The organism is Kitasatospora sp. NPDC101801, from assembly GCF_044766665.1.
Classification (GTDB): domain Bacteria; phylum Actinomycetota; class Actinomycetes; order Streptomycetales; family Streptomycetaceae; genus Kitasatospora.
In genome coordinates, this window is sequence record NZ_JBIWML010000015.1 from 132446 (window position 1) to 144317 (window position 11872).

General features: G+C 71.2%; 12 protein-coding genes. 6 read left to right on the forward strand and 6 right to left on the reverse strand.

Annotated elements, in window-relative coordinates; genetic code table 11:
• Nucleotides 1-21 precede the first annotated feature (21 nt).
• On the forward strand, nucleotides 22-1566 hold the full coding sequence (locus ACIRPK_RS19200; RefSeq protein WP_403040245.1) for a glycosyltransferase family 87 protein: 1545 nt from the start codon (nucleotides 22-24) through the stop codon (nucleotides 1564-1566).
• A gap of 9 nt (nucleotides 1567-1575) precedes the next feature.
• Here the strand turns inward: ACIRPK_RS19200 and ACIRPK_RS19205 are convergent, their stop codons facing one another.
• The 3 genes from ACIRPK_RS19205 to ACIRPK_RS19215 form a co-directional block, all read right to left on the reverse strand.
• A complete protein-coding gene (locus tag ACIRPK_RS19205) occupies nucleotides 1576-2598 on the reverse strand; it encodes an alanine racemase (protein ID WP_403040248.1) in 1023 nt (340 codons plus the stop codon).
• 28 nt (nucleotides 2599-2626) lie between these two features.
• A complete protein-coding gene (locus tag ACIRPK_RS19210; protein WP_403040251.1) occupies nucleotides 2627-3745 on the reverse strand; it encodes a lipid II:glycine glycyltransferase FemX in 1119 nt (372 codons plus the stop codon).
• 202 nt (nucleotides 3746-3947) lie between these two features.
• Complete coding sequence (locus ACIRPK_RS19215) at nucleotides 3948-4253, reverse strand: hypothetical protein (RefSeq protein WP_403040254.1); 306 nt, start codon at nucleotides 4251-4253, stop codon at nucleotides 3948-3950.
• A 298-nt stretch (nucleotides 4254-4551) separates the two neighbouring features.
• Here ACIRPK_RS19215 and rpsF point away from each other — a divergent pair, with 298 nt between their 5' ends.
• The 4 genes from rpsF to rplI all read left to right on the forward strand — a co-directional run bounded on the left by rpsF (nucleotide 4552) and on the right by rplI (nucleotide 6343).
• Nucleotides 4552-4842, forward strand: coding sequence for a 30S ribosomal protein S6 (gene rpsF / locus ACIRPK_RS19220; protein ID WP_057228543.1), 291 nt, complete (start codon nucleotides 4552-4554; stop codon nucleotides 4840-4842).
• Nucleotides 4843-4946: 104 nt separating this feature from the next.
• Nucleotides 4947-5579 (forward strand): single-stranded DNA-binding protein, encoded by a 633-nt coding sequence (locus ACIRPK_RS19225; RefSeq protein WP_403040257.1) that lies wholly within the window; start codon nucleotides 4947-4949, stop codon nucleotides 5577-5579.
• A gap of 63 nt (nucleotides 5580-5642) precedes the next feature.
• Nucleotides 5643-5879, forward strand: a complete 237-nt coding sequence (rpsR, locus tag ACIRPK_RS19230) for a 30S ribosomal protein S18 (protein ID WP_030270170.1) — start codon at nucleotides 5643-5645, stop codon at nucleotides 5877-5879.
• Nucleotides 5880-5896: 17 nt separating this feature from the next.
• Entirely contained in the window at nucleotides 5897-6343 is a 447-nt protein-coding gene (gene rplI / locus ACIRPK_RS19235; RefSeq protein ID WP_403040260.1) for a 50S ribosomal protein L9, read from the forward strand.
• 123 nt (nucleotides 6344-6466) lie between these two features.
• On the opposite strand, the gene ACIRPK_RS19240 is transcribed toward rplI, so the two are convergent.
• Nucleotides 6467-7795, reverse strand: coding sequence for an MATE family efflux transporter (locus ACIRPK_RS19240; RefSeq protein ID WP_403040263.1), 1329 nt, complete (start codon nucleotides 7793-7795; stop codon nucleotides 6467-6469).
• 418 nt (nucleotides 7796-8213) lie between these two features.
• Between ACIRPK_RS19240 and dnaB the strand changes: the two genes are divergently transcribed.
• Nucleotides 8214-9779, forward strand: coding sequence for a replicative DNA helicase (dnaB, locus tag ACIRPK_RS19245; RefSeq protein WP_403040266.1), 1566 nt, complete (start codon nucleotides 8214-8216; stop codon nucleotides 9777-9779).
• A gap of 16 nt (nucleotides 9780-9795) precedes the next feature.
• Here dnaB and ACIRPK_RS19250 read toward each other — a convergent pair whose 3' ends face one another.
• Both ACIRPK_RS19250 and manA read right to left on the reverse strand, forming a co-directional pair.
• Nucleotides 9796-10401, reverse strand: a complete 606-nt coding sequence (locus ACIRPK_RS19250; protein WP_403040269.1) for a GDSL-type esterase/lipase family protein — start codon at nucleotides 10399-10401, stop codon at nucleotides 9796-9798.
• A gap of 86 nt (nucleotides 10402-10487) precedes the next feature.
• Nucleotides 10488-11684, reverse strand: a complete 1197-nt coding sequence (gene manA / locus ACIRPK_RS19255) for a mannose-6-phosphate isomerase, class I (RefSeq protein WP_403040272.1) — start codon at nucleotides 11682-11684, stop codon at nucleotides 10488-10490.
• Nucleotides 11685-11872 lie beyond the last annotated feature (188 nt).

An 11872-nucleotide genomic window follows, 5' to 3' on the forward strand; every position in this document is an offset into this window, starting at 1 on the left:
CGGTGCGGCATCATGTCCGCCATGACGTCGATCGCTCGGGACGAGAACGGCAGCACGGCCACGGCGCCGGTGGACGATGAGGTGGGCCCGCTGCCGAACACGGTGGTCGTCCCCGCGGACGAGGACCCGGTCTCCGCCGCGGGCAGCGAGCTGTTCGGCGGCCCGCCCGGCCGGCGCGCCCTGCTCGGCGTCAACTGGTGGATCCCGGCCCGCTTCCTGGCCGTCACGGTGATCGTGGTCTGCGTGCTGGGCATGCTGCAGAAGCTGCCCTGCTACGACGGCGGCTGGTTCCGCGGCGCCACCACCCAGTACACCCACGCCTGTTACAGCGACATCCCGCACCTGTACACCTGGCGCGGCTTCGCCACCGGGCTGACCCCGTACGTCGACATGCTGCCGCAGCCCAGCCCGGACATGCAGTACCTCGAGTACCCGGTGCTGACCGGCCTGTTCATGCAGGTGGCCGCCTGGCTGACGCCCGGTGGCGGCTCCACCGAGACCCGCGAGCAGCTGTTCTGGCTGATCAACGCCGGGATGCTGACGGTCTGCGCGGTGGTCGTCGTGGTGGCGCTCACCCGGACCCACCGCCGCCGCCCCTGGGACGCGCTGCTGTTCGCGCTGGCCCCCGCGCTGGCGCTCAACTTCACCATCAACTGGGACCTGTTGGCGGTCGCCTTCTGTGCCGTCGCGATGGCGTACTGGTCCGGCCGCCGCGCGGTCTGGGCCGGTGTCTTCATCGGCCTGGCCACCGCGGCCAAGCTCTACCCGCTGCTGCTGCTCGGCCCGCTGCTGGTGCTCTGCTGGCGGGCCGGCCGCTGGCGCGCCTTCTGGGCGGCCACCGGCGGTGCGGTCGGCGCCTGGCTGCTCGTCAACCTGCCGGTGATGGCGGCCAACTGGAAGGGCTGGGCCACCTTCTACACCTTCAGCCAGACCCGCAAGGAGGACTTCGGCTCGTTCTGGCTGATCCTGATGCAGGACCGCGGCAAGCAGCTGGAGACCCTGAACACCTGGATCGCCGGCCTGCTGGTGCTCAGCTGCCTGGGGATCTGCTGGCTGGCGCTGTCCGCCCCGCGCCGTCCGCGCTTCGCCCAGCTGGCCTTCCTGGTGGTGGCCGCGTTCATCCTGACCAACAAGGTCTACTCACCGCAGTACGTGCTCTGGCTGATCCCGCTCGCCGCGCTGGCCCGGCCGCGCTGGCGGGACTTCCTGATCTGGCAGGCCTGCGAGGTGCTGTACTTCCTCGGCGTCTGGTCCTACCTGGCCTTCACCGGCGACTCCAAGCAGCACGGCATCGGCCAGGACTGGTACCACCTGGCCATCGTGCTGCACCTGCTCGGCACGCTCTACCTGTGCTACCTGGTGGTCCGCGACATCCTCCGGCCGGAGCTGGACCCGGTCCGCCAGGACGGCAGTGACGACCCGTCGGGCGGCGTGCTGGACCACGCCCCGGACGTCTTCGTGCTGGGGCAGGCCCGCCGGCTGCGCGAGGAGCGCACGTACCAGGACTACCAGCTGTCGGAGGACGCGGACTGGCTGCCCGAGCAGACCTCGCTCCGGAACGACTGAGCCGTCGGCCTAGCTGTCCACCACCCGGTCGAAGTGGGTGGTGGTGTGACGGGTGTTCAGCGCCAGCTCGTCGCCGATCACCGGCGGCTTGCCGCCGGCGGGCAGGAACAGGATGCTCACCTGCATGTGCGGGGGCTCGGCGAACCAGAGCTGCCGGCCGCTCCAGGAGTACGGCGAGAGCGTCCGGTTGACGGTGGCCAGGCCCGCCCGGGCCAGGCCCTTGGCCCGGGGCACCATCCCGTGCACGTACTTGGGGGCCTCCAGGCCGACCCCGTGCGCGGTGCCGCCGGAGACCACCAGCAGGTGCCCGTCCGAGGGCGCCCGGTGCTGGCGGTAGCCGTACCGGTCGCCCTTGGCCACCGGGGTGACGTCCATGACGGTGGCCCTGGCCTGCAGGGTGGTGGGGTCGCCGAGCCAGAGCCGGGTGCCGATCCTGGACCGGAACACGGTGGCCGGGTACCGCCGCGCCAGCCGGGCCAGGTCGGCCGAGCCGAGGTGGCTCAGGTAGACCGTGCCGGTCGGCAGCCCGGCCGCCGCGATCGCGTCCACCCAGGCCGCCACCTCGGCCACCGGGTCGGACCCGTCCGGCCGGTCCAGCGGCAGGTGCAGTGCGAAGCCCTCCAGGCTCAGCCCCTCGGTCGGCAGCTGGGCCAGCTCGCCGGGCGCGATGCCGTGCCGCCGCATCGAGGTCATGCACTCCACCACCAGCCGGGAGCCGGGCGGCAGCGCCCGGACCGCCTCCAGGTGCGCCACCGTGCGGATCACCCCGGCCGGCAGCGGCTCCTCCCCGATCCGGTACGGGGTCAGCACCAGCAGCTCGCCGTCGAAGACCCCGGCCGCAGCCCGGGCCTCGTCGGCGGTGCCGACCGCCAGCAGCCCGGTGCCGAGCCGGCCCGCCTCCTCGGCCAGCCGGGCGTTGCCGAGCCCGTAGCCGTTGCCCTTGGCCACCGGCACCAGGCCGGGGAACTCGGCCAGCACGGACTGCTGGTGGGCCCGCCATCCGGCGGTGTCGAGATACAGCGACAAGGTCATCGGCTTCTCCCCGGGGTGAGACGGTCGGTCAGCGGCGGGACATGTAGAGGTCCAGCGCCTTGTGCAGCAGCTTGTTGAGCGGGAAGTCCCACTCGCCGACGTACTCGGCGGCCTGGCCGCCGGTGCCGACCTTGAACTGGATCAGCCCGAACAGGTGGTCGTCCTCGTCCAGCGTGTCGCTGATCCCGCGCAGGTCGTAGATGCTCCCGCCGAGCGCGTAGGAGTCCCGCATCATCCGCCACTGGACCGCGTTGGACGGCTTGACCTCGCGCTTGTGGTTGGCCGAGGCGCCGTAGGAGTACCAGACGTGCTCACCGACCGTCAGCATGGTGGTGGCGGCCAGCGGTTCGCCCTCGTGGTACGCCAGGTAGAGCCGCATCCGGTTCGGGTCCTCGGCGGTGAGCGCCGTCCACATCTGCTGGAAGTAGGAGAGCGGGCGGGGCGTGAAGTGGTCCCGCTCGGCGGTCACCACGTACAGCTTGTGGAAGACCGCGAGGTCCTCGTAACCGCCCTGGACCACCTCGACGCCGCTCTTCTCGGCCTTCTTGATGTTGCGGCGCCAGAGCTGGTTGAAGCCCTTCTGCACGTCGTCCAGCGAGCGGTTGGCCAGCGGCACCTGGAACACGTACCGGGGCTGCACGTCGCCGAAGCCCGCCCCGCCGTCCTCGCCCTGCAGCCAGCCGGCCTTGCGCAGCCGCTCGGCCAGCTCGAAGGCGCGCGGCTCGTACCAGTCCGGCTCCAGGTCGCGCAGGCGCTTGGCCTGCCGGCCCGCGATCGCCTCCTTGATGGTGGGCGCGTTCCACCGGCGGATCACCACCGGGGGGCCCATCTTCACCGAGAAGGCGCCCTGCGACTTGAGGTGCGCCAGCATCGGGTCGAGCCAGCGGCCGAGGTCCCGGTCGAACCAGTCGATCACCGGGCCCTCGGGCAGGTAGGCCAGGTAGCGCTTGAGCTTGGGCAGCTGCCGGTAGAGCACCAGGCCGGCCCCGACCAGCTGGTCGGCCTCGTCGATCCAGCCGATGCTCTCGGTGCGCCACTCCGACTTGACGTCGCCCCAGGACGGCACCTGCATGTGGCTGGCGGACGGGCGCGTCCGGATGAAAGCCAGGTGTTCCTCGCGAGTGATCGTCCTCAGGCGCAGGCTCATGCTGGGGTTGCTCCTTCTGGGTCGGCCGGTCCAGGGTGACCCTATCGCCCGAATGGTCCGTTTCTGGCCCGGCTGTCCGCGTCCGTCAGGAGGCAGGATGGCGCCCCCGTCGCAAGTGGTGCACAGGTATGTACGCGACGGGGGCGCCCGAGGTTACGCGGCGCGCGGGGATCGTTCGGGACGAATCAGCGCGCGGGGCCGGTCACACGCCCCCGTAGAGCCCGCCGTGGGCCATCCCGAGGTAGAAGCCGACCCCGGACATGCCCAGCGACACCATCAGGACGAACCGTTCGGCCGTGGTGACCGAGACGAACTGGCCCCAGAGGGCGATCGCGATGCCGAAGAGCCCGGCCCACGAACTGAGCAGGTGCAGGTTGTGGAAGAACGCCGTGGTGAAGGCCAGCAGGCCGAGCACGGCGGCGATCCCGACCAGCGTGTTCTCCCGCGGGTGCGGGTGCCCGTCGGTGTTGAGGGTGAACGGCGGAGTGCGGCGCACGGTCTGAGCCATTGGAGCCCACCTCCTGGGTGGAAGAGCCGTTCTGTCCAGATTGCGGCGCTTGGGTGCTGGATCACAACCCGTGTGCAGTTTGCCGCTTAAATTTTGTTGGGCCGTACGGGTGCGGGTAGGCTGTGCGGTCTGCACTGGTGTAGTTGTGCCCCCGTCTGCCCTTCACCGGGCTGGGGGCCGGTTGTCAGTGCCGAGGGCTACGTTCTCGGTACGGCACCACCGCATCGGTGCCGACGCTGCACAACCCTCCTGCCACGGAGAGACCGTGGCCGCTGAGTCCAAAGGAGGTGGGTTACCCATGCGTCACTACGAGCTGATGCTCATCCTCGACCCTTCGGTCGAGGAGCGCGCTGTCGCCCCGCTGATCGAGAACTTCCTCAACGTTGTCCGCACCGGTGGCGGCAAGGTCGAGAAGATCGACACCTGGGGTCGTCGTCGCCTGGCGTACGAGATCAACAAGCAGTCCGAGGGCATCTACTCGGTCATCGACCTGAAGGCCACGCCTGAGGTCGTCAAGGAGCTCGACCGCCAGCTCAGCCTGAGCGAGTCGGTTCTGCGGACCAAGGTCCTGCGCCCGGACACCCACTGAGTCACTGCCTGACGCCCTAGGCGTCAGGTGGGCTCACGTCCGCTGTTTCACGTGAAACAGCGGACGAGCACCGCAGAACTTCTTTCCGAGAGGTCACCACCACCATGGCAGGCGAGACCGTCATTACCCTCGTCGGCAATCTCGTCGACGACCCCGAGCTGCGCTTCACCCCGTCGGGTGCGGCGGTCGCGAAGTTCCGTATCGCGTCCACCCCGCGCACCTTCGACCGTCAGACCAACGAGTGGAAGGACGGCGAAAGCCTCTTCCTCACGTGCAACGTCTGGCGTCAGCCGGCGGAGAACGTGGCCGAGTCGCTGCAGCGCGGCATGCGCGTCATCGTGCAGGGCCGACTGCGCCAGCGGTCTTACGAGACCAAGGAAGGCGAGAAGCGGACGGTCTTCGAGGTCGAGGTCGACGAGGTCGGTCCCAGCCTGCGTTCGGCGACCGCCAAGGTCACCCGCGCCAACCGCTCCGGCGGTCCCGGTGGCGGCAGTGGCTTCGGCGGCGGCGGCCAGCAGGCCGGCGGCGGCCAGGGCGGCTCCTGGGGCGGCTCCGGCGGCTCCGGTGGCGGCCAGGGCGGCGGCGGCAACTGGGGTGGAAACTCCGGTGGCGGCCAGTCCGCTCCGTCCGACGACCCGTGGGCTTCCAGCGCTCCGGCCCCTGGTGGGAACCAGGGTGGCGGCGGCGGTTGGGGTGCCCCGGCCGGTGGCGGCTTCTCGGAGGAGCCCCCGTTCTAGAGCGGTGCTACCGGGCCCCCAGGCCCGGAATGCTGACAGATCTCGTAATCACAGGAGCACATGATGGCGAAGCCGCCTGCTCGCAAGCCTAAGAAGAAGGTTTGCGTCTTCTGCAAGGACAAGGTCAACTACGTTGACTACAAGGACACGAACTTGCTCCGCAAGTTCATCTCCGACCGCGGGAAGATCCGCGCCCGCCGGGTCACCGGCAACTGCACCCAGCACCAGCGTGACGTCGCCACGGCCGTGAAGAACAGCCGTGAGATGGCGCTGCTGCCCTACACCTCCACCACGCGCTAAGAGAGGGTGACCGAAGAATGAAGATCATCCTCACTCACGAGGTCCCCGGCCTCGGCAGTGCCGGTGAGGTCGTCGAGGTCAAGGACGGCTACGCCCGCAACTACCTGGTCCCGCGTGGCTTCGCCATCCGCTGGACCAAGGGCGGCCAGAAGGACGTGGACGCGATCCGTCGCGCCCGCAAGATCCACTCGATCCAGACCCTCGAGGCCGCGACCGCGGTCAAGGGTCAGCTCGAGGGCCTTCAGGTCAAGCTGGCCGTTCGGTCCGGCGACGCCGGCCGCCTCTTCGGCTCGGTGACCCAGGCCGACGTCGTGGCTGCCGTCAAGGCTGCCGGCGGCCCGGCCGTGGACAAGCGCGCCGTCGCGATCGGCTCGCCGATCAAGACCGTGGGCACCCACAAGGTCTCGGTCAAGCTGCACGCCGACGTCCAGGCCAACCTCGACGTCGACGTCGTCGCTGCCTGAGTCACGCCGTAGCACGAACGGCCCGGTTCCCCTTCGGGGGAGCCGGGCCGTTTCGCGTTCGGTCCTGGCGTTCGGCCTTCGTGCCCGGCCTTCCTGCCCCACCTTCGTGTCGGGCCTCCGTGCTCAGGCCCGGACGGCGCCGGTGACCAGCCAGTGCCCGGTCCTGACCCGGAGGCAGAGGAAGGCGGCCCGGCTCAGCATGAACAGGTTCATCGCCCACCAGAGCGCGGCCAGCCCGCCGCCCAGCGCCGGGACCAGCAGGGCCACCGGGGCGAACACCGCGAAGGTGCCCAGGCCCGCCCAGGCCAGGTAGCGACCGTCCCCGGCGCCCATCAGCACCCCGTCCAGCACGAACACCACCCCGGCCACCGGTTCGGTCAGCGCGACCAGCAGCAGGACGTCGGAGAGCTGCTGCCGGACCACCGGGTCGGCGCTGAACAGCGGGACGTACAGCGGACGGGTCAGCACCAGCAGCAGCCCGAGCAGCACCCCCACCAGCAGGCCCCACTCGATCATCCGACGGGTGGCCGCCCGGGTGCCCGGCACGTCGGCGGCGCCCAGGTAGCGGCCGATGATGGCCTGCCCGGCGATCGCGATCGCGTCCAGCACGAAGGCCAGGAACACCCAGATGGTCATGGCGATCTGATGGGCCGCCACCTGGACGTCGCCGAGCGTGGCGGCCACCGCGGTGGCGACCATCAGCACCCCGCGCAGGCTGAGCGTCCGGACCAGCAGCGGGCCGCCGGCCCGGGCACAGGCGCGGATGCCGGGCAGGTCGGGCCGGAGCCCGGCCCCCTCCCGGCGGGCGCCCCGGACCACCACGAGGACGTACACCGCGGCCATCCCGGTCTGCGCCAGCACGGTGCCCCAGGCGGACCCGGCGACGCCGAGCCCGGCCCCGTACACCAGGGCGAGGTTCAGCAGCAGATTGGCCGTGAAGCCGGCGATCGCCACCCGGAGCGGGGTGCGGGTGTCCTGCAGCCCGCGCAGCACGCCGGTGGCGGCCAGCACCAGCAGCACCGCCGGGATGCCGAGGGCGCTGATCCGCAGGTAGCTGACGGCGTACGGGGCCGCGGTCGGCGAGGCGCCGAGCAGGTCCACCGCGAGCGGGGCGAACGGGACGGTGAGCGCCACCACGCCGACCGACAGCAGCAGCGCCAGCCAGATCCCGTCGATGCCCTGCTGGACGGCGGCCCGGCGGTCGCCCGCCCCGATCCGGCGGGCCACCGCCGCGGTGGTCGCGTAGGCCAGGAAGACGAACACGCCGGTGACGGTGGAGAGCACGGCACCGGCGATGCCGAGGCCGGCCAGCTGGGCGGTGCCGAGGTGGCCGACGATGGCGGAGTCGGCCATCAGGAAGAGCGGTTCGGCGACCAGTGCGCCGAACGCGGGGACCGCCAGTGCGAGGATCTCCCGGTCGTGTCGGCGGCGGGTGACGGCGGCGGGTTTCATGACAGCAAGGCTACTCATCCACAGGTAATGGGCACAAGACCCAATGGACTATTACTCGAAACGCTGAGCGACTGGTCGGGTGGGGCTCTCGGGCCGCCGTCCGGGCGGTTGTGTGAAGAATTTCTCATGCACAGCCGGTCGGGGAGATCGTCCCAGGTCAGAGTCGGTGCGATGAACAGCTGTGCGGGTTGTCCACAGTGGGGTCCACAGAGTTGTGCACAGGATTGCGGGAGTTCTCCACAGGTATGGGCCCGTCGTCCACATGCCCTGTGGATAACCATCTTGGCCGATCGGTACCCGGCGCCTTAGCGTTGGTCGCTCTCGGGCGATTTGTCGGTGCGGTGGCGTAAGAAGGAGGACCACCCCCATTCGCTCCGCCTGGCAACAACTCGCACCACTCGCTGATCGGGGAAGACGCGTGACCGGCCCCCAGTACGACGACCAAGACGCCCCTCCGCCGGAGGACGACTGGCAGCCGTCCGATGACGCCTTCCCGCCGGGCCCGGCGGACTTCCCGGACGGCCCCGGCGACCGTCTCCCGGTCAGCCGGAAGAGCGAGGGTGGCGGCTCCTTCGGCAAGGGCGGCTTCCAGCGCAACGGCAAGCGCAAGGACTCCGGCGCGGACTCGGCCGAGGAGCGGGCCGGTTCGGACGCCTTCGAGCGGGTGCCGCCGCAGGACCTCGCGGCCGAGCAGTCCGTGCTCGGCGGCATGCTGCTGTCCAAGGACGCCATCGCCGACGTGGTCGAGGTGCTCAAGCCGCACGACTACTACCGCCCGGCCCACGAGCTGGTCCACAGCGCGATCCTCGACCTCTACGCCCGCGGCGAGCCGGCCGACCCGATCACCGTCGCCAGCGAGCTCACCAAGCGCGGCGAGCTGGTCCGGGTCGGCGGCCCCGGCTACCTGCACACCCTGGTCAACTCCGTCCCGACGGCGGCCAACGCCGAGTACTACGCCCAGATCGTGCACGAGCGCGCGGTGCTCCGCCGCCTGGTCGAGGCCGGTACCCGGATCGCCGGCATGGGCTACGCCGCCGAGGGCGACGTCGACGAGATCGTCAACGCGGCCCAGGCCGAGATCTACGCCGTCACCGAGCAGCGCACCAGCGAGGACTACGCCCCGCTCGCCGACATCATGGAGGGTGCCCTCGACGAGATCGAGGCGATCGGCTCCCGCCAGGGCCAGATGTCCGGTGTCCCGACCGGCTTCGCCGACCTGGACGCGCTCACCAACGGCCTGCACCCCGGCCAGATGATCGTCATCGCGGCCCGCCCCGCGATGGGCAAGTCGACCCTGGCGCTGGACTTCTCCCGGGCCTGCTCGATCACGAACGGCCTGCCGAGCGTGATCTTCTCGCTCGAAATGGGGCGGAACGAGATCGCCATGCGCCTGCTCTCCGCCGAGGCCAGGGTGGCCCTGCACCACATGCGCTCCGGCAACATGACGGACGACGACTGGACCAGGGTCGCCCGCCGGATGCCGGACGTGACGGCCGCACCGCTCTACATCGACGACTCGCCGAACCTGTCGATGATGGAGATCCGGGCCAAGTGCCGCCGGCTGAAGCAGCGTGCGGACCTCAAGCTGGTGGTCATCGACTACCTCCAGCTGATGCAGTCCGGCGGCTCGAAGCGGGCTGAGAACCGACAGCAGGAGGTCTCCGACATGTCGCGAAACCTCAAGCTGCTGGCCAAGGAGCTCGAAGTCCCGGTCATCGCGCTCTCCCAGCTGAACCGTGGCCCCGAGCAGCGCACCGACAAGAAGCCGATGGTCTCCGACCTCCGTGAGTCCGGCTCGATCGAGCAGGACGCCGACATGGTCATCCTGCTGCACCGCGAGGACGCCTACGAGAAGGAGTCCCCCCGGGCCGGCGAGGCCGACCTGATCGTCGCCAAGCACCGTAACGGCCCCACCGCGACCATCACGGTCGCCTTCCAGGGTCACTACTCCCGCTTCGTCGACATGACCCGGGACGTCACCTGATCCCGTCCCGGCGGCGCTACCGGCCGGAGCCGAGCCAGGCGTCCCAGTGCGGGGCGACCAGGTCGGCGAAGGCGTCGTACCCGGCTTCGGCGGGGTGGGCGCCGTCGCCGGTGCGGACTTCGTGGATCCAGGTGGGGTCGGCGGCGAGGGGTTGGTGGACGGGGGCGTAGCGGACACCCGCGACGCGGCAGAGCCGGGCGAACTCCCGGTCCAGCAGGGCGGTGCGGGCCTGGTGCCCGGGGTCGGCCACCGGTGGTGGGGCGACCACCAGGACGGACCAGCCCTCGGCGGTGGCCTGGTCGAGCAGCCGGCCGAGGTTGGCCGAGGACTCGTCCGGGGCGACCCGGGGGCGCCCGTCCTGGTGGGTGGCGTCGTTGACGCCGACGGAGAGGACGACGCGGGGGTCGTCGGCGGGTGCCAGGCGGGGGCCGCACTCGCTCCGGAACCGGGCCAGCACGTCGGCGGAGGTCTGCCGCCGGACCCCGAGGTTGTAGCCGGTGAGCGGCCGCCCGGCGGCGATGGTGCGGGCGGCCAGCCGGCCCGCCCAGCCGAGGAAGCGGGGGTCGCCGAGGCCGGCCACGTAGGAGTCGCCGACGAAGCAGATGCGCAGGTCGTGGGTCATGGCCGTGATGCTGGCAGCGGGCGGGCCCCGGGCGCCCGGGATTCCGCGCCTCGGACCCGGCGGCCGGCTCTTGGCCCCGCCATGGATCAGAGCGTGACGGTGGCCCGGAAGACGGTGGCGTCGGCGCCGGTCAGCAGGGTCTCGGTGCCCGTCCCCGGCAGGAACGCGGACTGGCCGCGGTCCAGGGTGAGCACCGTGCCGTCGGCGGCGGTGAGTTCGGCACTGCCGCTGGTGCAGAGCAGGATCTGCGGGGCCCGGCCGTCGAGCACCCGGGCCACTCCGGTGAGCACGTACCGGGACAGCCGGAACTCGTCGATCGGTACGGGGTAGAGCTCCTCGCCGCCGGCGTCGGCGGTCGGCCGCAGCACCTCCGGCGGACCGGCCTGGAAGTCGACCACCCGGAGCAGTTCGGCCGGGTCCACGTGCTTGGGCGTCAGACCGCAGCGCAGCACGTTGTCGGAGTTGGCCATGATCTCCACGCCGGCACCCCGCAGGTACCCGTGCGGCAGGCCGGCCCCCAGGTAGAGCGCCTCGCCCGGCCGGAGCCGGAAGTGGTTCAGCAGCAGGCCGACCAGCAGCCCGGTGTCGCCGGGGAACTCCCGGGCGGCGAAGGCGTATCCGGCGAACTGGCCGGTCGGGTCGTCGGTCGCGGCGGCCCGCTCGATCGCGGCGGCGGTGGCCGCCACCACGGCGGTGGCGTGCTCGCCGGTCATCGAGAGGATGTCGGCCAGCGCGGCGCTCAGCGCCTCCGACTCCGGCTTGCCGCGCAGCAGTTCGACCAGCGGCAGCAGCTCGGGCACCGCCAGCGAGGCCAAAAGTTCGGCCGCCTCGGTCGGTCGGCGGAAGCCGCACAGACCCTCGAACTCGTCCAGCGCGCAGATGAGTTCGGGCTTGTGGTTGGCGTCCCGGTAGTTGCGTTCCGGCGCGTCCAGCGGGATGCCCCGGGCCTCCTCGGCGGCGAAGCCGGCCCGGGCCTGGGCGAGGGTGGGGTGCGCCTGGATGGAGAGCGGCACCCCGGCCGCCAGCACCTTGAACAGGAACGGCAGGGCAGGGCCGAACCTGGCCACCGTCGCGGCACCCAACTCGCCCTCGGGGTCGGCCCCGATCAGCTCGTCCAGGGCACGCGGACCAGCGCCCCGGTCGACCAGGGACGGGGCACTCGGGTGGGCGCCCATCCAGAGTTCGGCCTGGGGTTCGCCGGTCGCCTCGACACCCAGCAACGCGGGGATCGTGGTGACCGACCCCCAGGCATAGGGGCGGACGGTGTTGGCGAGCCGGTCCATGGACACGTCCTGTTCGCTCTCGTACGGGAGTTACCCGACCCTAACCGACCCGCCGCGGCGCGGGCGTGCCGGTGGGTCGGCCGGGGGTGCGGCTGCGGGTGTCAGGTGCGGATGAGGGTGAGGACGGTGTCGCGGATGGTGGTCATGGTGGTGGGGGTGTCGGCTTCGACGTTGAGGCGCAGGAGGGG